The organism is Roseateles chitinivorans, from assembly GCF_002761755.1.
In the GTDB taxonomy this organism is placed as follows: domain Bacteria; phylum Pseudomonadota; class Gammaproteobacteria; order Burkholderiales; family Burkholderiaceae_C; genus Roseateles; species Roseateles chitinivorans.
The window spans coordinates 1-22,652 of record NZ_PEOG01000057.1 but is presented as its reverse complement, the minus strand read 5'-3'; the positions used below and the strand labels follow the sequence as shown (position 1 = coordinate 22,652).

Annotated in this window: 19 protein-coding genes and 1 pseudogene; 10 read left to right on the top strand and 10 right to left on the bottom strand. The window is 72.8% G+C overall.

The features are described from left to right. Nucleotides 1-54 precede the first annotated feature (54 nt). The 6 genes from CS062_RS18815 to CS062_RS18790 are packed head-to-tail and all read left to right on the top strand — an operon-like array spanning nt 55 to nt 4,843. The gene (locus CS062_RS18815; RefSeq protein WP_099863097.1) at nt 55-855 is read left to right on the top strand and encodes an SDR family oxidoreductase; all 801 of its coding nucleotides are present in this window, start codon (nt 55-57) and stop codon (nt 853-855) included. Beyond that, nucleotides 852-1,526, top strand: coding sequence for a D-glycero-alpha-D-manno-heptose-1,7-bisphosphate 7-phosphatase (locus CS062_RS18810; RefSeq protein WP_233218143.1), 675 nt, complete (start codon nt 852-854; stop codon nt 1,524-1,526). The genes CS062_RS18815 and CS062_RS18810 overlap by 4 nt, the downstream gene beginning before the upstream one ends. After that, a complete protein-coding gene (locus CS062_RS18805; protein ID WP_199174288.1) occupies nt 1,523-2,014 on the top strand; it encodes an adenylyltransferase/cytidyltransferase family protein in 492 nt (163 codons plus the stop codon). The genes CS062_RS18810 and CS062_RS18805 overlap by 4 nt, the downstream gene beginning before the upstream one ends. Next, a complete protein-coding gene (gene rfaE1 / locus CS062_RS18800; protein WP_099863096.1) occupies nt 2,011-2,952 on the top strand; it encodes a D-glycero-beta-D-manno-heptose-7-phosphate kinase in 942 nt (313 codons plus the stop codon). Before CS062_RS18805 ends, rfaE1 begins: the two co-directional genes overlap by 4 nt. Beyond that, nucleotides 2,949-3,587 (top strand): D-sedoheptulose 7-phosphate isomerase, encoded by a 639-nt coding sequence (locus CS062_RS18795; RefSeq protein ID WP_233218142.1) that lies wholly within the window; start codon nt 2,949-2,951, stop codon nt 3,585-3,587. Before rfaE1 ends, CS062_RS18795 begins: the two co-directional genes overlap by 4 nt. Further along, on the top strand, nt 3,584-4,843 hold the full coding sequence (locus CS062_RS18790) for a glycoside hydrolase family 1 protein (RefSeq protein ID WP_099863095.1): 1,260 nt from the start codon (nt 3,584-3,586) through the stop codon (nt 4,841-4,843). Before CS062_RS18795 ends, CS062_RS18790 begins: the two co-directional genes overlap by 4 nt. Here the strand turns inward: CS062_RS18790 and CS062_RS18785 are convergent. The 9 genes and pseudogenes from CS062_RS18785 to CS062_RS18745 all read right to left on the bottom strand — a co-directional run bounded on the left by CS062_RS18785 (nt 4,830) and on the right by CS062_RS18745 (nt 15,238). Next, nucleotides 4,830-5,810 (bottom strand): UDP-glucuronic acid decarboxylase family protein, encoded by a 981-nt coding sequence (locus tag CS062_RS18785; RefSeq protein WP_099863094.1) that lies wholly within the window; start codon nt 5,808-5,810, stop codon nt 4,830-4,832. The genes CS062_RS18790 and CS062_RS18785 overlap by 14 nt on opposite strands. Next, nucleotides 5,807-6,757 carry a glycosyltransferase family 4 protein gene (locus CS062_RS18780; RefSeq protein WP_099863115.1) on the bottom strand — a complete coding sequence of 317 codons (951 nt, stop codon included), beginning with the start codon at nt 6,755-6,757 and terminating at the stop codon, nt 5,807-5,809. Before CS062_RS18780 ends, CS062_RS18785 begins: the two co-directional genes overlap by 4 nt. Next, entirely contained in the window at nt 6,681-7,904 is a 1,224-nt protein-coding gene (locus CS062_RS18775; protein WP_099863093.1) for a glycosyltransferase family 9 protein, read from the bottom strand. The genes CS062_RS18780 and CS062_RS18775 overlap by 77 nt, the downstream gene beginning before the upstream one ends. Before the next feature lie 7 nt (nt 7,905-7,911). Next, a complete protein-coding gene (locus CS062_RS18770; protein ID WP_233218141.1) occupies nt 7,912-8,913 on the bottom strand; it encodes a glycosyltransferase family 2 protein in 1,002 nt (333 codons plus the stop codon). Nucleotides 8,914-9,035: 122 nt separating this feature from the next. After that, nucleotides 9,036-10,265, bottom strand: coding sequence for a glycosyltransferase family 9 protein (locus CS062_RS18765; RefSeq protein WP_099863091.1), 1,230 nt, complete (start codon nt 10,263-10,265; stop codon nt 9,036-9,038). A 128-nt stretch (nt 10,266-10,393) separates the two neighbouring features. Next, a pseudogene (locus tag CS062_RS18760) lies at nt 10,394-11,680 on the bottom strand (glycosyltransferase family 4 protein); the annotation flags it as partial. Nucleotides 11,681-11,795: 115 nt separating this feature from the next. After that, complete coding sequence (locus tag CS062_RS18755) at nt 11,796-13,025, bottom strand: glycosyltransferase family 4 protein (RefSeq protein WP_099863089.1); 1,230 nt, start codon at nt 13,023-13,025, stop codon at nt 11,796-11,798. 56 nt (nt 13,026-13,081) lie between these two features. Further along, nucleotides 13,082-14,041, bottom strand: coding sequence for an amidohydrolase family protein (locus tag CS062_RS18750; RefSeq protein WP_099863088.1), 960 nt, complete (start codon nt 14,039-14,041; stop codon nt 13,082-13,084). A gap of 12 nt (nt 14,042-14,053) precedes the next feature. Further along, nucleotides 14,054-15,238 (bottom strand): glycosyltransferase, encoded by a 1,185-nt coding sequence (locus tag CS062_RS18745; protein WP_158238835.1) that lies wholly within the window; start codon nt 15,236-15,238, stop codon nt 14,054-14,056. Nucleotides 15,239-15,540: 302 nt separating this feature from the next. Between CS062_RS18745 and CS062_RS18740 the strand changes: the two genes are divergently transcribed. Together CS062_RS18740 and CS062_RS18735 are read left to right on the top strand one after the other, a co-directional pair. Next, nucleotides 15,541-18,327, top strand: a complete 2,787-nt coding sequence (locus CS062_RS18740) for an ATP-binding cassette domain-containing protein (protein WP_099863086.1) — start codon at nt 15,541-15,543, stop codon at nt 18,325-18,327. Between the two features lie 87 nt (nt 18,328-18,414). Then, complete coding sequence (locus tag CS062_RS18735) at nt 18,415-20,271, top strand: carbamoyltransferase family protein (RefSeq protein ID WP_099863085.1); 1,857 nt, start codon at nt 18,415-18,417, stop codon at nt 20,269-20,271. A gap of 120 nt (nt 20,272-20,391) precedes the next feature. Here CS062_RS18735 and CS062_RS18730 read toward each other — a convergent pair whose 3' ends face one another. After that, complete coding sequence (locus tag CS062_RS18730; RefSeq protein WP_099863084.1) at nt 20,392-21,441, bottom strand: c-type cytochrome; 1,050 nt, start codon at nt 21,439-21,441, stop codon at nt 20,392-20,394. A gap of 105 nt (nt 21,442-21,546) precedes the next feature. Here CS062_RS18730 and CS062_RS18725 point away from each other — a divergent pair, with 105 nt between their 5' ends. Continuing rightward, nucleotides 21,547-22,032 (top strand): c-type cytochrome, encoded by a 486-nt coding sequence (locus CS062_RS18725; protein ID WP_233218140.1) that lies wholly within the window; start codon nt 21,547-21,549, stop codon nt 22,030-22,032. Beyond that, nucleotides 22,029-22,652 (top strand): cytochrome c oxidase subunit II (gene coxB / locus CS062_RS18720; RefSeq protein ID WP_143742410.1); only part of this gene is annotated, 624 nt, incomplete at its 3' end. The genes CS062_RS18725 and coxB, both read left to right, overlap by 4 nt.

The window sequence follows — 22,652 nt, the reverse complement described above, 5'->3', positions numbered from 1 at the left end:
CGCCGCCCCTCCCCTCACCCCGCTGATTCCAACCACCCTCCGCCGGAGCTCCTCATGATCGACAGTCCTTCGACGGCCGCGTCCACCGCGCCGGCCACCGCCCCCTCCGCCACGCCCGCCGCGGACGCCACCAGCCTGCATGGCCAGGTCGCCCTGGTCACCGGCGGCAGCCGCGGCCTGGGCGCCGCGATCGCGCAGACGCTGGGCGAATCCGGCATGCGCGTGCTGATCGCCGACATCGACCTGGACCGTGCCCGCAACCGCGCCGCGCTGCTGGCCGAGCGCGACATCCAGGCGGTGCCGGTCGCCCTGGACGTCGCCGACGCGCGGCAGTGCGAGGAGGTCGTGGCCAGCGCGGTGCGCGACTTCGGCCGGCTCGACGTGCTGATCAACAACGCCGCGGTGGACGTCACCGCGCCGCTGTCGGAGCTGGCCGTCGAGGACTGGCAGCGCGTGCTCAACACCAACCTCTCCGGTCCGCTGCTGATGACCAAGTACGCCTCGGCGCGGATGCTGGACCAGCCTCGCGGCGGCCACATCGTCAACATCGCGTCCACTGCCTCCAAGCGCGCCTGGCCCAATGCCAGCGCGTATCACGCGACCAAGTGGGGCCTGCTGGGCCTGTCGCATGCGCTGCATGCCGAGCTGCGGGACAAGAACGTGCGGGTCTCCGCGATCGTCGCCGGCGGCATGCGCACGCCCTTCCTGCTGGACCGCTTCCCCGGCATCGACGAGACCAAGCTGCAGGATCCGATGAATGTCGCGCGCGCGGTGCGCTGGGTGTTGCAGCAGCCCGAGGGCACGGTGATCCCGGAACTCACCGTCCTGCCCACCCAAGAGACCTCCTGGCCGTGACCGCGCCGCCGGACCCCGTCAGCATGCTGCCGGTGCAGGACCTGGACCTGAGCGCGGCCCCCGGGGAGCGCCTGTCCGCCAGCGCGCTGCGGCCCTGCCTGTTCATCGACAAGGACGGCACGCTGATCGAGAACGTGCCCTACAACGTCGACCCGGCGCAGCTGCGCTTCATGCCCGGCGCCGGCCAGGCGCTGGCGGCGCTCTCGTCGGCCGGGCTGGCGCTGGTGATCGTCACCAACCAGAGCGGCCTGGCGCGCGGCTACTTCACCCGCGCCCAGTTCGCGCAGCTGCAGGAGGCGCTGCTGCAGCGCCTGCGCGACGAGGCCGGGGTGCGCATCGACGACGTGCTGCTCTGCCCGCACGAACCCGATGCCCAGGGCCGGCCGGCCTGCCTGTGCCGCAAGCCCGCGCCGGGCATGCTGATCACCGCCGCGCGCCGCCACGGGCTGGACCTGACGCGCTCCTGGATGGTGGGCGACACGCTGGACGACGTCGAAGCCGGCCGCCGGGCCGGCGCGCGCGGCCTGCTGTTCGACAGTGGCGGCGAGACCGTGTGGCGGCGCTCGCCGCTGCGCGAGCCCGAGGCCGTCTTCGACAACTGGGCGGCGGTGGCCGCCCATGTGCTGGACGAGGTCGCGACCGGCGCGACGCCAGCCGGGAGATCGACATGATCGACAAGTGGGACAGCTCGCTCAAGTGCGTGCCCCCCGAGCGCCTGCGCGACATGGCGCCGCGGCTGGCGCGGCCGCTGGTGTTCACCAACGGCGTCTTCGACATCCTGCACGCCGGCCATGTGCGCGGGCTGGAAGCGGCCAGCGCCCAGGGCAGCAGCCTGGTGGTCGCGCTCAACAGCGACCGCTCCGCGCGCGGCCTGGGCAAGCGCGGCGACCGGCCGTACCACACGCTGGAGGACCGGGCGCGCGTGGTCGGCGCGCTGGCCTGCGTGTCCTGGGTCACCTGGTTCGACGAGCCCACGCCGCAGGCGCTGCTCGAGGCGCTGCGGCCCGATGTCTACGTCAAGGGCGGCGACTACCGGGTCGAGGAACTGCCGGAGACACCGCTGGTGCGCAGCTGGGGCGGCCGGGTCTCGATCGGCCCCTACCTGCGCGGCCATTCGAGCACCCAGTTGATCGAGCATCTGCGGGCCCCGGCGCCATGACCGCGACCACGCTCCCCGAACTGGCGCCGCCGGAGGTGCTGATCGTCGGCGACTGCATGCTGGACGTGTACCTCGAGGGCGCGGTGAATCGCATCTCGCCCGAGGCGCCCGTCCCCATCCTGCGCCTGCATCGCCAGTCGCAGCGGGCCGGCGGGGCCGCCAACGTCGCGCTCAACCTGGCCCGCCTGCGTTGCCCGTGCACCGTCAGCGGCCTGGTGGGCACCGATACCGCCGGCGCCTGCCTGGTGGCCCTGCTGGACCAGCCCGGCATCACCCAGCGCTTCGTCCGGGGACCGGCGATCGACACCATCCAGAAGATCCGCATGGTCAGCCAGCGCCAGCAGCTGCTGCGCATGGACGTCGAGTCCGAGCCGCCGGCCGACAGCGTCGACGAGCTGACGACGCTGGCGGGCGAGCTCGCCGCGCGCCACCGCTGGATCCTGGTGTCCGACTACGCCAAGGGCGCGCTGCGCCAGGTGCAGACGCTGATCGAGCGCTGCCGGGGCCTGTCCTGCAAGGTGCTGGTCGATCCCAAGCGCAAGGACCTGGAGGCCTATCGCGGCGCCTGGCTGATCAAGCCCAACCTCGCCGAGCTGCGCGAGGCCGTCGGCCCCTGGCGCGACGAGGACGAGCTGTGCGAGCGCCTGGCGGCGCTGCAGCGCCGGCTGGACATCGACCATGTGCTGCTGACGCGCGGCGAGCACGGCATGACCCTCTTCTCCCGCGATGGCCCCTGCCTGCATGTGCCCACCGAGGCCCGCGAGGTCTATGACGTCAGCGGCGCCGGCGACACCGTGCTGGCCGCGCTGACCTGTTTCCTGGCACGCGGCGCGGCGCTCGAGGACGCGGTGCGCGCGGCCAACCGCGCGGCCGGGCTGGTCGTCGGCAAGTTCGGCACCGCCTCGGTCACGCTCGAGGAACTAGGAGTCTCCGCATGAGTGCGCTTCCCCATCCCCTGCCGCGTCCGGCCAGGCGCCCCGCCACCACGCCGCCACGCGTCGATCCGGACGAGACCTTCATGGACGGCCTGCGGGCGCACCGGGCGCTGTTCGACCGGCTCGACGCGCTGGGGCCCGACATCGCCCGCGCCGCGACGCTGATGAGCGACACGCTGCGCGCCGGCCGCAAGTTGATGCTGATGGGCAATGGCGGCTCGGCCGCCGATTGCCAGCACCTGGCGGCGGAGTTCACCGGTCGCTTCAGCCGCGAACGGGCGCCACTGGCCGCGGTGGCGCTGACCACCGACAGTTCCGCGCTGACCTGCATCGGCAACGATTACGGCTTCGACCAGGTCTTCTCGCGGCAGGTCGCCGGCCTCGGCGCGCCGGGGGACTGCGTGATCGGCATCTCGACCTCGGGCAATTCGCCCAACGTGCTGCGCGGCCTGGCGCAGGCGCGGCAGCTGGGCATGACCACCGTCGGCCTGAGCGGGCGGGACGGCGGCGCGATGCGCGAGCTCTGCGACCTGTGCCTGGTCGTGCCGCACACCGACACGGCGCGGATCCAGGAAGCGCACATCTTCATCGGCCACACCTGGTGCGCGCTGGTCGAGCAGGCGCTGCTGGCGCCGTGATCGGCGCCCCGCTGTCCGATCGCCCGTTCCGATCCTTCTGGATGGGCGGCTATGAAGGCGCCGACCACGTCAACGGCCGCGGCGATGCGCTCGACATGGTCCGCGCCACCGGCCACGACCGGCTGCTGGCGCGGGACTACCGCGAGGCCCGCCGGCTGGGCCTGCGCTGTGTCCGGGAAAGCGTCGGCTGGCGCCTGAGCGAACGGGCGCCCGGGACCTGGGACTTCAGCCGCGCCCAGCACATGGCCCGGGCCGCGCGGCGCGAGGGCCTGCAGGTGCTGTGGACGCTGATGCACTACGGCGTGCCGCCCGACCTGACGCTGCTGGACGATGCGCTGATCCCGCGCTTCGCCCGCTTCGCCGCGGCGGCGGCGGCCGCGATCCGGCCGCTCTGCCCCGGGCCGCGCTTCTACACGCCGATCAATGAGATCAGCTTCCTGGCCTGGGCCGCCTCGTCCTCGGATGCGATGGGCCCGGCGGGCGCGGTGCACGAAGGCACGGCCCGCGAGGACTCCCGGATCAGCGGCTACGCGATCAAGCGCCGCCTGGTGCGGGCGGCGCTCGCCGGCATGGACGCGATCCGCGAGGTCGATCCGCAGGCGCGCTTCCTCCACATCGATCCGGTGATCCACGTCGTGCCGACGGAGGACACGCCGGACCAGCGCGCCCTGGCCGAGCAGGTGGCGTCCTACCAATGGCAGGCTTTCGACATGCTGGCCGGCCGGCAGGATCCCGAACTCGGCGGTCATCCCGCGGCGCTGGACTGGATCGGACTGAACCACTATCACAGCAGCCAGTGGGAGGTGCCCAGCGAGAAGCGACTGGCCTGGCACCTCGGGGATCCGAGGCGACGGCCGCTGTCCGCGCTGCTGGGCCAGGTCTGGGAACGCTATGGCCGGCCGCTGCTGGTGGCCGAGACCGGCCACATCGGACGCGGTCGGGCCGACTGGCTCCATGACATCGCCGGCGAAGCGCAGCGCGCGCTGCGCGCCGGCGTGCCGCTGGGCGGCGTCTGCCTGTATCCGATGCTGGACCGGCCCGATTGGTACGAGCCCGCCCGCTGGCACCGCAGCGGGCTGTGGCATGTGCCGCGCGACGCGCGCGGCGCGGCCGCCGGACGCCGCCTGGTGCGCCCCTATGCCCGCGCGCTGGCCGACTGGGAGCGCGGTCGGCGGCGTGCGCCCGAACGGATGCCGGCGCTGGCGCCGGATCTCGGGCCAGGTCCCAGGCCGGAACCGCTGCTCACGCCACGGTGACGCTGCGCATCCCGAGCACGCCGCGGAAGTGCTCGATCGTGCGGCGCAGCCCGTCCTCCAGCGCCACTTCCGGCTCCCAGCCCAGCAGCGCCTTCGCACGGCCGATGTCGGGGCAGCGGCGCTTGGGATCGTCCTGCGGCAGCGGCCGGAAGACCAGGCGCGAGCGGCTGCCGGTCAGGCGCAGGATCATCTCCGCCAGCGCCAGCATCGTGTGCTCGCCCGGATTGCCGACGTTGATCGGCCCGAGGTGCGCGCCGTCCATCAGCAGCAGCAGCGCGCGCACGGTGTCGTCGACGTAGCAGAAGCTGCGCGTCTGCATGCCGTCGCCGTAGATGGTGAGGTCATCGCCCTGCAGGGCCTGGACGATGAAGTTGCTGACGACGCGGCCGTCGCCGGGTCGCAGCCGCGGGCCGTAGGTGTTGAAGATGCGGGCCATCCGCACGTCGACGCCGCGCTCCTGGTGATACGCCATCAGCATCGCCTCGGCGCAGCGCTTGCCCTCGTCGTAGCAGGAGCGCGCGCCATTGGGGTTGACGTGGCCCCAGTAGTCCTCGTGCTGCGGATGGCACTCCGGATCGCCATAGACCTCGCTGGTCGAGGTGTGCAGCAGCCGCGCGCCGGCCTGCTGGGCCAGTTCCAGCAGGCGCCACGCGCCCAGCACGCTGCTGAGCACGGTATCGACCGGCGCGGTCTGGTAGTAGGCGGGACTCGCCGGACAGGCGAGGTTGAAGATGCGGTCCGCCTGCGCCATCTCCGGCGTCGGCTCCAGGCACACGTCGCGCCGGTGGAAGGTGAAGCCCTTGTGGCCGAGCAGCTGGTCGAGGTGGCCGATGTCGCCGGTGCTCAGGTTGTCGACCGCCATCACCCGGTGCCCGCGGGCGAGCAGGCGTTCGCAGAGATGGCTGCCGACAAAGCCGGCCGCGCCGGTGACCAGGATCGTGCGGGGGGTGTCGATGGCGTCGTTCATGTCGTGACCTCATGGAGAAGCTGCATCCAGTCGGCGACGAAGCGGTCGATGTTGAATCGCTCCCGTGCCAGTTCGCGGCCGCGCTCGCCCCATTCCCGGGCCAGGCCGGGATCGCGCAGCAGCCGGGCCATGGTGTCGGCCAGCGCCTGCGGCCGGTTGTCGATGAAGCCGTTCTCGCCGCTGCGGATGACGGTGGCCAGCTCGGTGGTGGCCAGGCCCACCACCGGCTGGCCGATCAGCATCGCCTCGATCAGCGCCAGGCCCAGGCTGGTGTAGCGGACCGGATGCAGGAAGAAGCGGTGCGAGGCCATGTGGGCCGGCAGCTCCAGCTGCGAGGCCTCGCCCCAGCCGCCGGGCAGCGCCTCGCTGCCCATGCCCACCAGCGTCAGCGGCACCCGCTCGAGCAGTTGCCGGTACAGGTCGGCGCCCAGGCGCCGGCCGCGCCGCTGCAGGTGATTGACGACGACCAGCCCGCGTTCCAGGTCGCCGCGGTACACCGCCTGCGTCAGCGGCCGCACGCCGTGCTCGATGACGCGGGTCGGCGTCCGGCCCGCGTCCCACATCAGCGCGTTGAAGTGGGTGCAATGGACCAGCATCGCGCCGGGGTCCTGCACCCAGTGCATCGTGTCGGTGGGATGCTGCTGCGGCGGATCGTGTTCCAGGTAGACCCGCGGCAGCCGCTGCTGCGCCTCGCTCAGCCAGCGCGGGCGGTCCTCGTCCCAGCCGGCACGGTGCTGGTACAGCACCAGGTCGAAGGGCATGCGGGCGATCTGGTCGAGCGGCGCTTCGTGGACGTTGTCGCCCCAGGGCAGCGCGCCGACACGGCCGGCGCGGCCGGGCGAGCCCGCCGGATCGGTCACCAGGAAGAAGTCATGCGGAACCTGCGTGAGGTTGTAGAGGTAATTGCCGTGGACGTGCCAGGTCAGGATGCGCAGGCGACGGGGCATGGGAACCCTCCTTGGAGATCGCGACGGATGGGATGGATGAGACGGATGGGGTACGCAGCAGGTCCTCCAGCGCCTGCAGGACCTCGAAGACCGACAGCGCATGCGCGCAGGCATGGCCGTTCGGGCACTCGGCATAGGCGCAGGGGCGGCACGGCGCGGGCTTGGCCAGCACCCGGTGACGGGCGCGGTCGGGCGGCGCCCATCGCATCGGCTCGCTGCCGCAGGAGACCACGACGCTGGGCACGCGCAGCGCCGCGGCCACATGGGAGACGCCGGTGTCGTTGCAGACCAGCACGCGCGCATCGCGCAGCAGCGCGCCCAGGGTCCACAGCGTGGTCGCGCCGGACAGGTCGGTGACCGGCACGCCCAGGGCGGCGAGCATCGCGGCCAGCTCGGCGGTCAGCGGCTGCTCGGCCGCGGTGCCGGTGAGCACGATCGCCAGGCCGGCGTCATGCAGCGCCTGGGCCACGGCCGCGAAGCGGCGCAGCGGCCAGCGCCGCGACGCCAGCTGCGCGCCCACATGCAGGCAGGCGTAGGGACCGGCCTCGGCACGGCCGGGCCAGGCCTGGGCCAGCGCGGCGTCGTCCTCGGGGCGCAGCGGGAACTCGAGCGCCTCGTCCTCGACCGGCAGGCCCAGGTGGCGACACAGCGACAGCAGCCGCTGCGTCTCGTGACCCAGCAGCGGCCAGGGCGCGAAGCGGACCTCGTCCTCCGGCGGCACCCAGGCCGCATCGCTGCGGAAGCCCGCATGCCAGCGCGCACCGAGCATCGCCAGGAAGGGATTGGTGCGCTCGCCGCTGCCGTGCAGCTGAATCGCGAGGTCCCAGTCGCCGGCCTGCATCGCGGTCAGGAAGGCCGGCAGCGCGCGCACATCGACCGCTCGCTCCGGCAGGCCCGGCCAGCCGGGGAACGGTCGCCATTCGTCGACGCAGTCCAGGCGCGACAGGTACTCGCGCGCGACCGGAAGCCCCATCAGCGCGATGTGCGCCCGAGGCCAGGCCCGCCGGATGGCCCGCAGCGCGGGCACGGCGCAGATCGTGTCGCCGAGCACCAGCGCGCGCAGGATCAGGATGCGCCGTACCTCGCCATCGATCGATGCGGGTGGCCGCGCGGAGGGGGCGCCAGCGGACAGGAGCGGTTGCGGCATGGCGGCCTCAGAAGAACAGCGTCCGGAAATGCCACGCGCCGCGCAGCCGCCAGTACACCGACAGGAAGGGGATCGCGGCCGAGGTGCAGAGCATCTCCCATACATGCGGCAGCGCGCGCGAGGTGGTGCGCAGCCGGCGGGCGGTCAGTCGCAGGATCAGCGCGACCGCGGCGGCCAGCAGTCCGGCCGCGACCGCGCCCTGCCCCGCCACGGCCAGCACGAGCGCTGCGGGGGTCATCGCGACGATGGCGTAGTAGTCCCACGGCGGCACGCGGCGGATGCGCGACCGGTAGATCCCGGGATGCTTGCGGTACAGCAGCGCGTCGAAGTAGACGTTGCGCTGCTGGCGCAGCGACACGCCCCAGCGCTCCGGACGCACCGGATGCCACACCAGCGCATCGGCGACGCGCCCCACCGGCCCCTGCGCCTGCAGGCGGAACTGGAGGTCGGAGTCCTCGCGCCAGGCGCGCAGGAAGCGCTCGTCGAAGCCATCGATGCGAGCCAGCACCTCGCGCCGGGCAAAGGCGTTCGCCGTCACGAATTCCGAGGTCTCCAGGCCGCGGGTCATCAACTCGTGGTCCGTCGGTCGGGTGTCATGCCGGCCCGGTGCGTCGCCGGCGCCATTGGCGTCGTTGGCGGCGCTCGCCGCCGGCACGCGGACCTGCCCGGCCGCGGCGACCCAGTCGGGGTGCGCCTGCATCGCGGCCAGACCGCGCACCAGCCAGTCCGGATCGGGCAGTGTGTCGTCATCGGTGAAGGCGACGATCGGCGCCGTCGCCGCGCGCCATCCCGCGTTGCGCGCGACCGCCGGCCCCCGGCCGGTCGCGGCACGCAGGTAGCGGATCGCAGGCGCGCCCGGCGTGGCCGCGAGCCGCTCGACCTGATCCCGGCACCGGTCCTCCTGGCCGTCGTCGACGACGATCACCTCGAAGCGATCGGCGGGCAAGGTCTGCGCCATCAGCGCGCCCAGGCAGCGGGACAGCAGGTCAGGACGACGATAGGTCGGCATGACCACGGAGATGTCGAACGTCCGGGTCGGCGTGGCCGCCAGCGGACCCTCTGCCTCGGCCGACCATGACGCCGGCCCCTCCGCGGTCGACGCGACCGCGCCTCGCGCAGGTGCCACCGCGCTCATGCTGCCACTCCGACGGCGGGCTGCAGCGCCTCCGGCATCGCCGGGAACCGTGCCGGCATCAGCGCGATCGCGGCGGCGGCCACCTCGCGCGGCGAGACGCCGCTCAGGCAGCGGTGATGGCCTTCGGGGCAGAGACTCTTCTGGCAGAAGCGGCATGGCACGTCGCGGAACAGCACGCGCGATGGCACCTGCCAGGGCGTGTGCTGGGGATTCGTCAGCGCGTACAGGTCCACGACCGGCGTGCCGACCGCGGCGGCCAGGTGGACCGGGCCGCTGTTGTTGCCGATGAGCAGATCGGCCTCGGCGATCAGCGCAGCCAGTTCACCGATGCCGGAGAGCCGTGGCGACAGCACCCGCCCCTGGGCGACCGACGCCGGCAGGTCCGCCGCCGCCAACGCCTGGACCGTCTCCTGCACCAACGACTCTTCGCCCGGCCCGCCGCAGACGACGATCGCGGGCGGATCCTCGGCCGCCCCGCCCGCCCGCCATGCCGTGGCCTGCCGCAGCAGCCCGGCGGATTCCCCCAGCCGACCGGCCGGGTACCGCCGCGACGGCGCGCTGGCGCCCGGATGCACGATGACAAAGGGTTGGCGCGGTCCCACGCCCGCAGCGACCAGGGACTGGCGGACCGCATCGCGATCGGATTCGAGCACGCGGAAGCGCAGGCGCTCGTCGCGCGTGCGCAGGCCCACCGCGCCCACCAGATCCAGCTGGCGGCGGACCTCGTGGCGCATGCCGTCGCCCACCTCGTCGCGATCGGGGATCTCGTCGCTCAGCAAGCCATAGGCGCGCTCGCGCGCATGGCCCAGCACCCGGGGAATGCCGGCCAGCCGGCACATCGTCGCGGCCGGAAAGACACTCTGCGTGCAGACGGTGAAGATGATCGCGGCGTCATAGCCCTCGTCCGCCCATTGCGCGACGGCTTGACGCTCGTCGCGACCTAGCGGCGGGTCGTCGGCCGCCAGCGCAGCGGCGCCGGCCTTCATCCACGGCGCATGGAAGCCGACGATGCGGTCGACCTCCGGCAGGTGCGGCGTCAGTGCCCTCATCGACGGCGCGGCGAGCAGGGTCAACTGCGCCTCCGGCAGCGACTCGCGCACCGCCGCGAGGGCCGGCGTCGTCATCAGCACATCGCCCAGGTTGTCCAGCCGGATCAGCAGCACCCGGCGCGCCTGGCGCCATCGGGCGACACGTTCGGCCTGGGCGTCGGTGGCCGCCACCGTCATCCCTGACCTCCCGAATTCGCCAGCGGCATGGCGACGACATCGGCATGAGCCGCCTCGGTCGCGCCGACAGCCGCCAGATGCGGTCGCGCCAGGTGACGCACCGCCGTCCCCGGACTGGCCTGCCCGGCCGCCGAGGCGAGCAGCCGGATCGACGAGCTGTCCTGCATCGCCCGCCGCGCCGCGACCTGGGCATACACGCCAGCCAGCTTGAAGGCGACGCCATCCCAGGTGAACTCGCGCTGCACCCGCTGCAGGCCCGCGCGCCCCATCAGCCGGGCGATCTCCGGATGGCGGCGCAGGTCGTCGAGCCGCAACGCCAGCAGCTCGGGGTCCTCCGGCGGCACCAGGTAGCCGGTGAGCCCGTCCACGACGGTGTGCTGGATGCCGCCGACCGCCGCGCCGATCACCGGCGTGGCGCAGGCCATCGCCTCCAGCGGCGTGATGCCGAAGGGCTCGTACCACGGCGTCGTCACGAAGACATCGGCCGCCAGGTAGTAGTCGCGCAGCTGGTCGCGGTCGCGCCGGCCGACGAAGGTGACGCGATCCTCGATGCCGGCCTCCCGCGCGATGCCGCGCAGCCGTCCGATCTCCGGCGTCCGGGCCTCGTCCGGCTGGGTCGACTCGCCGCCGACGATCAGCAGGCGCCATGGCCGCCGCTCCGGCATGCCGTGCAGGTGCGCCACCGCGCGGATGACGTTGTCCACGCCCTTGCGCGGCACCAGTCGCCCCAGCTGCAGCACGATGAACTCGTCCTCGCGCAGATGCAGGCGCCGCCGGGCCTGCAGCTTGTCGCCAGGTCCGAACTCGTCCAGGTCGACGCCGCAGGGCACCTGCGCGATGCGATCGGCCGGCGCGCCGCAGTGGGCGATCAGGTCGGCCGCGTCCTGCGGACATTCGGCGATGACGCAGTCGGCCTCGCAGGCGATGCGGCGCTCCAGTTCGATGCGCTCGGCCGGGAACTTGTCCGCCTCCTTCTGATGCAGGCGCCGCACCGCGCCCAGCGCGTGGAAGGTCTGCACCAGGGGCAGGTTCAGCTGGCGCTGCAGCCGCAGCCCCACCACGCCCGACATGAAGAAGTTGGCATGCACCACGTCATGGCGCAGGCTGCGACGCATCAGCCGCAACGCCTCGCTGCCGAAGGCCCGCATGTAGGGGAGCAGCTGCTCCTTGGGCACGAACTCCGGCGGACCGGCGTCGATGTGGAGTACCCGCACGCCGGGCCGCATGTCGACCGCGGTCGGCAGCGAGCGCTGGTCGCGCCGGGTGAGCACATCCACATGGTGGCCGCGCCGCGCGAGCGCCGCCGCCACATGGGCCACGTAGACGTTCTGGCCGCCGGCGTCGACGCCGCCCTGCTGGGCCAGCGGCGAGGCGTGTTCGCTGATCAGCGCGACTCTCAAGGGGGCTTCGATCATGACTGCTCCTGCTGTTCGCATGCGCTCTTGGAAAGGCAAATGACATGCCGTCTCGTCGGACGGCCTGCCGGCTGTCGCGGGCGGCCCCGGTCCCGGCGCGGCGCGATGCTCCTGTTCATCGGGTCTTGCGGCCTCCGGACGTGCCGCCGGCCATGCGCGGCTCGCGCGCGACCGTCAAGGTCGAGGTGGCCGCGGTGGCCGGCCGCGCGAGGATGCGCATCCGCTCGGCCAGCCGCTCGAGCGAGCGATCGAGCCGGTGATGCCGCTCCATCCGCGCCCGCGCGGCGAGGCCCATGCGCTGGCGCAGCTCATGCAGCGTCAGCATCTGGTGCATGCGCCCCGCCAGGTCCTCGTAGTCGCGCGGTGCCACCAGCCAGCCGGTGCTGCCGTGCGCCACGATCTCCGGCACCCCGCCGACCCGCGTCGCGACGACCGGCAGGCCGCTGGCCATGCCTTCCATCAGCGCCAGCGGCATCGCCTCGGAGTTGGAGCTCGACACCAGCAGGTCGAGATCGCGCAGGACCGGGCGCACGTCGTCGACGCCGCCCTGCACATGGATGCGCGCCTCCAATCCCTGCGCGGCGATCGCATCGCGCAACTGCGTCTTCATCGGTCCCTCGCCGATCAGCACCGCGTGCACGTCCGGCAAGCGCTGCAGCAACAACGCCGCGGCGCGGACGAAGACCTCGGGCGCCTTCTCCGGCGAGAGCCGGCCGACGAAGCCGACGATCAGCGTCTCTGGCGCCAGGCCCAGCGCCGCGCGCAGGCCGTCGGCCGGCCGGGGGCCGGGCTGGAACATGTCGACGTCGACGCCATTGGGCTCCAGGCTGAGGCGGCCGCGATCGACGCCGAGTCCGAGCGCGTGGTAATAGCTCTGGCGGCAGACGACGCTCAGATGGCTGCCCACCAGCCGGTGGATCTCCAGGTCGGGCAGGATGACCTGCCGGCCATGGATGGTCGTCATCGCCGGCACGCCGGCGAGTCGCGCCGCCAGGCCGGCCAGCAGATGCGCATTGGGCAGGTGCGCATGGACCAAGTCCACCCGCTCGGCCGCGATCATCGCGGCCACCATCTGGATCGACGACCAGGGCGGGTCCTCGGGCATCGCGACGACGCCGATCTCGCCGCCGACCGCGCGGATGCGTTCGGCGAAGTCGCCCTCCGACGGGCACAGGACGGTGAAGCGGAAGCCGCCGGCCCCGCCGAGGCCGGCCACCAGCCGCTCCACGCAGCGTTCCATGCCGCCGACGATGCCGTTGCCCACGACCTCCAGCACATGCAAGGGGGGATGGGCGGCCGGCGACGGCGGCACCGGGCGCAGTGGGCTGTCCGAAGGAAGATCCATGGTGACGATGCGAAGTGGACGGGAAGAAGGAACAGCGATCGCGGCCGGCAGCGGCCTCAGCAGCACACCGGCCGCCAGGGACGCGGCGCGTAGTCGCCGCCGCCACCGGCCCCGGAGGCGCCCGAGCTGCCTGCCAGCAGACCCGCATGCGGGCGCGCGGTGTCGGCGCCGACGTGGTGGGCGCCGGCCAGGGTCGTGGTCGTGGCGGCGGTCGACAGTCCGAGCCAGGCGGCGGCGGTGCCGCTCCACAGGCGCTCGCGTGTGTCGGCGCCCAGGTCCAGCTCATCCATCAGATCGACCACCCACTGCTTGCGCTCGCGCACATGCGCGCCAGAACAGGGCAGGAAGCAGTCGCTGCCGAACTGCAGCGAGCCGGCGCCCAGCACATCCAGCATCCGCGCCAGCACCTCGCGCCGGTACGGCGGCGGTGGCCCGAACGAGATGTCCAGCCGGAACTGCGCCCGCTCATGCGGCACGCCGTGGATGCGATCGATCAGCGCGACGGCCAGCGCCTCGTCGGTCCAGGGCCAGCCCATGTGGGCCAACGCGACCCGCGTGCGCGGGTGATCGCGCAGCGCTTCGAAATAGGTCGGCCGGCAGAAGCGACCGGACCGGCCGTCGATGAAGATCCCACTGTGGAACAGCAGCGGCAGCGCATGCTCGTTGGCGACCGCGAAGACCGGCTGCACCCGTTCCTCATAGGGATACCAGCCGGTCGGCACCATCTTGCAGCCGCGCAGCCCGAGCTCCTCGATCGCGTGGCGCAGGTCGTCCGGCGCGTCGGGATGGCGGGGGTCCACCACGGCGAAACCGACGAGGCGGTCGGGATGGTGGCGCACCAGCCGGGCCAGGTGCTCGTTGGCCCGGCGCAGCGAGGCCGCGTCGTCCAGCGAGTAGCCGTCCCCGAGGAAAGGCGCGAGCAGCACGCCGACGTCGATGCCGGCTTCGTCCAGCGTGCGCAGGACGTCGTCCGTCGTTTCCCGGCCGGTGCAATGAAGATGGGCGTCGATGATCATGACCGACGTCCCTCAGGCCGCACGCAGCGAGGCGCCGATGATCGGCGCGTCGGGCGCCACCGGTCGCATCGCCGCGGCCAGCCAGTCGCGCGCGCGCCCGGCGGCCGCGTCCCAGGAGGCCGCCGCCACGACGGCGGCCGCGCTGCCATGCCAGTACTCGCGCGACGCCGCGTCCTCCTGCATCAGCTCATCGCAGGCCGCCACGAAGGAAGCCGCGTCATGCCCGATGCGGACCACGTCGCCGTACAGGCCGACCACATCGCGGATCGGCGTGCTCACGACCGGCTTGCCGCCCGCCAGGTACTCCAGCGTCTTGGTCGGGCTGATGAAGCGGGTCGACTCGTTCAGCGCGAACGGCATCAGGCAGACATCCCATCCGGCCAGCAGGTGGGGCAGCAGCTCATAGCGCTGCATGCCCAGCCAGTGCAGGTTGGCGCGGCGCGGTAGATCGGCCTGGGAGATCTTCGCGACCGGGCCGACCATGGCCAGTTGCCAGTCCGGCCGGGCCGCCGCGATCGCATCGACCAGCGCCAGGTCCATGCGCTCGTCGATCACACCGAAGAAGCCCAGGCGCGGCCGGGCGATGTGGCCTTGCACGGCCTGGGCCTGCAGCGCCAGCGGATCGTCCGGCGCGGTGCACGGCGGCGCGAAATGGGCCGCGTCGACGGCGCTGGGCAGGCAGTGCAGTTCCGGATGCTGCCCGTGCCGTGCGGCGTACAGGGCCGGACCGCCGCACAGCACCAAGTCGGCCGCGGCCATCAAGGCGCTTTCGCGCTGACGCAGCTGCGCCGGCGCGTGCTTGAACGCGGAGAGCTCGTCCATGCAGTCGTACACCAGCGCGCGGGGCTGCATGCCGGCGATCAACGGCAGCGCCATCGGCGTGTACATCCAGACCGCGTAATCGCGCACCTCGCGCTGGCCCAGTTCGCGTTCGATCAGCGGCAACAGCAGCGGCAGCTGCGCATCGTCGAAACCCGGTGCCGCGACCGGGGTGAACGGCACCAGCACCTCGATCGCGCCGCCGGGCCCGACGCGGCGCGATTCCACCCGCGGGGGTCCGGCCGGGTCGTGCATCGGCTCCTCGATGAACACGACGCGGTAGTCGTTCGCGAGCCGCGTCATCAGATGCTGCGGGCGTTGGAACACGAAGTCCCAGCGCAGATGCGAGAACACGAGGAGGTGGGGCTGCTGTGGCATGGAGGGTCTCTGCGGATGGTCGTGAGCAACGCTTTGGCAAGCCCGCGTCCCGAAGCGTTTCCGTACAGCGTTGCGGCCGCCGAAGCGCTGCTCGGGTCGCTGCTTCCTGGGACTGTCGGCTGCTTGCGTGCGACACCGCACAGCGCTTCGCATCGAACTTGCCAACGCTGCTTTTGCCGAAGCGCTTGCCGTCTGGGATGCGGACGGAATTGCCGATGACCACGGGGATCGCGGCGATGCCGTACCGCTAGCTTCTGCCAGGCCTGACGATCCCGGGCATCCCGCTTGCGAAGAGGTCGCCGATGGACGCCACCTCCGCTCCCGCCGCCGCCGCTGCTCCCGCGGCGCCCCACCCCGCCCCTTCGCCGACGCGTCAGGTCTTCACCGGACTGGCGCGCGCGTTGTGGCGGTGGCGCACTCGCACGCTGCTCGCGCTGGCGCTGCTGATCCTGTCCAAGCTCGCGGCGGTGGGCGTGCCGGCGGTGCTCAAGGCCATCGTCGATCACCTCACGCCGGCGCAGCCGGCCGCGGCCGGCGCGTCGGCGGGCACCGCGCTCGCGGTCGGACTGAGCGTGCCGGTCTGGCTGCTGCTGGGCTACGCGCTGCTGCGCTATGCGAGCACGCTGTTCACCGAGCTGCGCGACCTGGCCTTCGCGCGGGTGGGCAAGCAGGTGGTCAGCAGCTTCTCCGAACGGGCCTTCGCCCATCTGCTGGCGATGAGCCCCCGCTTCCATGCGCAGCGCAACACCGGCTCGCTGGTGCGCGAGGTCGAGCGCGGCACCGATGGCCTGGGCTATCTGCTGGGCGCCGGCGTCTTCACCGTGGTGCCGACGGCGGTCGAGTTCGGCGCGGTGCTGGTGATCATCCTCAGCGGCTACGGCGCCAAGTTCGTGCTGATCATCGCCGGCAGCATGGCGGCGTACAGCGCCTGGACCGGCTGGATGACGCGGGCGCGGGTGGCGCGTCAGCGGGTGATGAACGAGTACGACTCGCGCGCCCACGGTCTGCTGGTCGACACGCTGCTGAACTACGAGGCGGTGAAGACGCATGGCCGCGAGGACAGCGAGCGGGCCCGTTACGGCGGCGTGCTGGCGCAGTGGGTCGAGGGCAGCGTCGGCAGCCAGCGCACCTTGTCGGCCCTGCACCTGGGCCAGGCGGCGATCATCGCGGTCGGCGTCGGCGCGGTCATGCTCCTGGCCGGCATCGACACCGTCGCGGGGCGGATGAGCATCGGCGACCTGGTCATGGTCAACGCCTACCTGATCCAGGTCTTCCTGCCGCTGAACACGCTGGGCTTCGTGTTCCGGGAGACGCGCGACGCGCTGCTCAACACCGAGGTGCTGTTCGCGCTGCTGGGGCGGGAGCCGGAGATCGTCGACGCCCCCGATGCCCAGCCCTTGCCGGCGGGCGACACGACGCTGCGCTTCGACGACGTCCGCTTCGGCTACGACCGCCAGCGCCAGATCCTGAAGGGCCTGACGCTGGAGATCCCGCATGGCCAGACCTTCGCGGTGGTCGGCAGCAGCGGGTCGGGCAAGTCGACGCTGGCCCGGCTGCTGATGCGGATGTACGACCCGGACGGCGGCGAGGTCAGCATCGGCGGCCGGCCGCTCACCAGCCTGACGCAGCAGAGCCTGCGCCAGGCGATCGGCGTGGTGCCGCAGGACCCGGTGCTGTTCAACGACACGATCGCCTACAACATCGGCTACGGCCGGCCCGAGGCCGACCACGCCGCGATCGTGGCCGCCGCCCGGGCCGCCCAGGCCGACGAGTTCATCAGCCTGCTGCCCGACGGCTATGAGACCCGCGTCGGCGAGCGAGGCGCGCGGCTGTCCGGCGGCGAGAAGCAGCGGATCGCGATCGCGCGCGCGTTCCTGAAGAATCCGCCGATCGTCGTGCTCGACGAAGCGACCTCGGCGCTGGACACCAAGGCCGAGCGCGCGATCCAGGGCGCGCTGGACGAGGTCGCGCGGGACCGGACCTCGCTGATCATCGCCCACCGCCTGTCCACGGTGGTCGACGCGGACCAGATCATCGTGATGGACCGCGGCGAGATCGTCGAACGCGGCCGGCACGAGGAACTGCTCGAGCGCCGCGGGCTCTACGCCCAGCTCTGGGAACTGCAGCGTCAGCAGCAGCAGACCGAGTCGCTGGAGCGGCGCATCGCGCAGCACCCGGTCAACGTGGCCGGCCTGCTGGTGCTGAGCCTGGACGGCCTGCGCGACACGGTGGCCGACGCGGACATCGATGTCTTCACCGACGTCGACCTGAATGTCGCCAGCGTCCATGGCGACGCCAGCCGCATCGCGCGCATCGTTCAGCTGATGTGCCTGCTGGCGCTGCGCGGCGCCACGCGCGGCCGCATGGAAGGCCGGCTGCGGCGCGTCGATCGCAACAGCCAGCTGACGGTCGGTTTCCACGGCCGCCTCGACCCCGGCGTCGGCCCGCCGGACACCCTGGAGCTGCGCTCGCTGGTCAGCGAGGCCGGCGGCCACCTGGCGCTCGACCGGGATGTGGCGGCCGGCTTCCAGCAGTACGTCGTCGACTTCCCGCTGCCGGCGCTGGCCGAGGCGCGCCTGTCCGAGGACGAACTGCGCGCCGCGCCGCCCGCGCTGGCGCAGGCGGCGCTCGACCGCGAGGAAACCGCGCTGGAGACCGTGTTCGGCCTGGACGAGCATCCCCTGGCCGGCCTGAATGTGATGTGCGTCGACGACGACGAGGACGCGCTCGACTCGCTGGGCGCGCTGCTGGAGCACGACGGCGCGCGGACCGAGCGCCTGACCACCGGCCACGAGGCGCTGCGGCGCCTGGCCGAGCGCCCGCCCGACGCCTGGCCGCATGTCTTCGTCTGCGACATCGCGCTCGGCCCGGAAGACGGCCATGCGGTGGTGCGCGCGCTGCGCGACCTGGAGGCGCGGCGCGAGGTGCCGCTGGGCCAGCGCCTGCCGGCAGTCGCGCTGACCGGCATGGCACAGCCGGAGGACCGGCTGCGCGCGCTGGTCGCCGGCTTCCAGCGCCACCTGGCCAAGCCGGTCGTGCCCGAGGAACTGGTCCGGACGCTGCATGACCTCGCGCGCGTGCCGGCCTGACCGGCCGCCCGCTTGCCCTCTTCCTTCGCCGCGCCGGCCCCCACCGATCTTTCTTCAGACCTTCGCCCTCAACCCCACGGAGCTTTCATGACTGCGACTTCCCCCCGACGCCTGCTGACGCTGGGCATCAATGCGAGCTTCCACGACTCGGCCGCGGCCCTGATGGTCGACGGCGAGGTCATCGCGGCGGCCGAAGAGGAACGCTTCACCCGGGTGAAGCACGGCAAGCGGCCGGTGCCGTTCACCGCCTGGGAACTGCCCTATCACGCGATCGACTTCTGCCTGAAGGAGGCCGGTGCCACGCTGGCCGACCTGTCCCATGTGGCCTACAGCTTCGATCCGCGGCGCTTCCTCGGCGACCGCGCTCCGGACGGACGCTTCACCCTGCCGTTGCAGCCGTCGGACTTCGAGGCCGGCCCCTGGGAGAACCCCTGGGACCCGCTGTTCGCCGCCTATGTGATGAGCGCGCCGCGACTGCTGACCGACGCCGTGCCGCACCACCTGCGCAAGCGCTTCGCCGGGGTCCGGCATGCCGACGCGCCCTACCGGTGGCATTTCGTGCCGCATCACCTGTGCCACCAGGCCAGCGCCTTCCTCGCCGCGCCGTTCTCGAGCTGCGCGGTGATGACGCTGGACGGCCGCGGCGAGCAGGCCAGCACCTGCTATGGACGCTATCGCGACCACCGCTACGAGGCGCTGGGCGAGGTCCATGTGCCGCATTCCCTGGGGCTGCTGTACGAGCGGGTGACCTCGCACCTGGGCTTCCTGCATTCGAGCGACGAGTACAAGGTCATGGCCATGGCGGCGCTGGGCACGCCGCGTTATGCCGACCTGCTGCGCGAGCACCTGGTGGTGGACGCCGACGGCCAGTACCGCAACCTGCCGCTGGACCTGACCGCCCGCTTCGGCCCGGCGCGGGTGCCGGGGTCGGCGATGGCGGAGCCCTACCTCGATCTGGCGGCCTCGCTGCAGGACGTGCTGGAGGAGACGGCGCTCCAGCTGGCGGTCTGGCTGCGCGAGCGCACCGGCGAGGACCGGCTGGCGATGGCCGGCGGCGTGGCGCTGAACTGCGTCATGAACTCGCGGCTGCGGGATGCGGGCATCTTCCGGGAGGTCTGGGTGCAGCCGGCCGCCGGCGACGCCGGCACCGCGCTGGGCGCGGCGCTGTGGGTGGATGCGCGCGCGCGCGCTGGCGAGTCCGGGGACACGGGCATCGCGATCGATGCGGCGACGGATGCGGCGACCGCCACGACGGGCGGCGCGAAGGACGGCGCGACGGACGGCGGCGTGCTGCTGGCCGAGCGCCGCTGGCAGATGGACCATGCCTACCTCGGTCCCGCCTATTCGGACGAGGAGATCGAGGCGCTGCTGCAGTGGGCCCAGCTGCGCTATCGCAAGGTCGAGAACGTGGCGGTCGAGACGGCCGCGCTGCTGGCCCGGAACAAGATCATCGGCTGGTTCCAGGGCCGGATGGAGTTCGGGCCGCGCGCGCTGGGGGCGCGCTCGCTGCTGGCCTCGCCGGTCGATCCGGCGATGCAGGCGCGGCTCAACGAGCTCAAGGACCGCGAGGACTTCCGGCCGGTCGCGCCGGCCGTCAATCGCGAGGACCTGGCCGACTGGTTCGAGCCGGCCGATGCCAACGGCGGCGAGTCGCCGTTCATGCTGTTCGTCTACAACGTCAAGCCCGGGCGCGGCGAGCGCATCCCGTCGGCGCTGCACACCGACCGGACCGCACGGGTGCAGACGGTGGACGCCGCCACGAATCCGGTCTTCCATGACCTGCTCCAGGCCGTGGGCGAGCGCACCGGCGTGCCGGTGCTGGTGAACACCTCGTTCAATGTGCGCGGCGAGCCGATCGTGGGCACGCCGAAGGCGGCGCTCGAGGCCTTCTTCAGCACGCCGCTGGACGCGCTGGTGATCGGCTCCTTCATCCTGGAGAAATGAGGACCGGGCCCGTGAATGGGCCCGTGAGTGGGCCCGTCAGTGGGCCCGTCAGTGGGCCCGTCAGTGGGCCCGTCAGTGGGCCCGTCAGTGGGCGAGTCAGTGGGCGAGTCAGTGGGCCCGTCAGTGGGCCAGCAGGTAGCGCGCCATCAGCCGCGCCTGCGTCTCGCTGATGCCCAGCGTGGGCATGGCGGTGTGGGCGTCGATCGCCTGCGGATCGCGGATCCAGGCGGCCAGGCCGTCCTCGGTCGGGAAGGCCTTGCCGCCGATGCGATCCCGCCCCGCCAGGCCGCTGAGCCGCGGTCCGTTGGACGTGTCCGGGCCGACGACGCCGGGAATCGCATGGCAGGCGGTGCAGCCGTGCTGGCGGAACGCGCGCTGGGCGAGTTCCGCGGTCGACAGCGCCGGCGTCAGCGGCGCCGGCGCCTCGACCCGCCCATCGCAGCGGCGCCCGGATGAGCGAGCGTCCGGCGTCGCCGTCCCCGGTGCGCCGGCCCCGCCCGCCGGGCCGTTGGCGCCACCGGTCCCGATCATGCCGATCGACGCGTGCTGGCGCGGCATGCCGGTCGTCGTCGATGGCCGGGCGCCGACGGACGGCCCGGGCGCGATGCCCTCCTGCGCGGCACCGGGCACCTGCGCGGTCCCGACCAGCGCGCGGTACTGGTCGGGCGTCATCAGCGGCAGCGCGTCCAGGAAGGCGACCACCGACCAGAGCTCGCCGTCGTCGAGGCGGTACTCCCAGGCCGGCATCCCGCTCATCTTGATGCCGTTGCGGGTGATCCAGTACAGGTCCTGCCGACGCCAATGCCGGGTGGCTTCGATCAGCGAGCTGGGCACCGGCTGCATGCCCAGTGCGAAGGGCGCCGGCGCGATGCCGGGTGCGCCGTGGCAGGTGACGCAGTGGTCGCGGAAGCAGGCGGCGCCCTGCATCACCCGCTCGCGGGTGAGCAGGTCCGGCGGCGGCGGATGGGCCTGCGCCCGTCGCTGCACCGCCCGCTTGAGCGCGAATTCCAGCAAGGAATGCACCGGCTGCAGATGCGGGCCGGTCGCCGAGACGTCATAGACCCCGAGACCGACGAAGGCGGCCGCCCCGACGGCGGCCATCCCCGCCGCGACGGCCAGGGCCGTCCAGGCGGCCTTCACCGGGGAGACGCGGCGCGATGGATCGCTCATGGACGCAGCCAGGCAAGCGCGATGCCGACCCCTTGCCGGGGCAGGCACTTCGTGTGCCGGGGAGCGCGCATGCTGCGTTCTTGCCCTCCTCCCCCCGTCCCGGTCGTGCGAGCGCCCGCCGGCCAGCCGCAGTCCGGGTCCAGCGTCGCGAGCCTGAGCCGGCCGCTCGCCGGACGCAGGTCGATGCCGCGCGCCGCGCGTGCCGCGCTCGCCGCTCGCCTCTCCGTGCCGATGTCGGCGGTCCTGCTTGCCTTCGGGCTGACCGGTTGCGGCCCCGCCCCCGACGAACCGCTGCGACGCTGGCAGGTCGACACCGCCGACCTGGCGCGCGGGCGCACGCTGATGACGCATTACCAATGCGGCAGCTGCCATGCGGTGCCGGGCGTGCCGGGCGGCGCGGAGCGGGCGCCCGAGCTGGCGCGCTTCGGCCGGCGCAGCTACATCGCCGGCCAGTTGCCCAACACGCCGGAAACCCTTCAGCGCTGGCTGCTGGACCCGCCGGGCATGGTGCCCGGCACGACGATGCCTCGGCTCGGCCTGTCCGAGCGCGACGCGCGCGACATCGCCGGCTACCTGCTGTCGCTGCAATGAGCGCGGGCGGCATGCTCCAGCCGGCCGGTCCCCAGGCGCGGGCCCTGGCGGAGGTCATGCACACCGCCCTGGGCGTCTGCGCCCTGGCCTTCGTCCTGGCCATGGCCTGCCTCGCGGCGGCGCTGTGGTGGAAGGGCCGCCGGCCGGTGGCCACCGCCTTCTGGCTCTGGGGCGGCGGACTGGTGCTGCCGGTGCTGGTCTTCGGCGGCCTGCTGCTGCAGGGCGAGCGACGCGCGCGCGGATTGGACGATCCGGCGCCCGCCGGCGCGCTGCGCGTGGCGGTGACCGGCCACCTGTGGTGGTGGTCCCTGGCCTATGCCCCCGAGGACGGCGTCCCGGGCTTCGCCGCCGCCAACGAGTTGCGGGTGCCGGTCGGGCGACCGGTCACGCTGACGCTGGCCTCGGACGACGTCATCCACAGCTACTGGGTGCCAGCGCTGGGCGGCAAGGTCGACCTGGTGCCGGGCCGGTTGAACCGGCTGACCTTCACCGCCGACCGGCCCGGCGTGTACCGAGGACCGTGCTCCGAGTACTGCGGCACCCAGCATGCGGCGATGGTGCTGCAGGTGGTCGCGATGCCGCCGGCGGCGTTCGAGCGCTGGCGGCGCGCGCAGACCGAG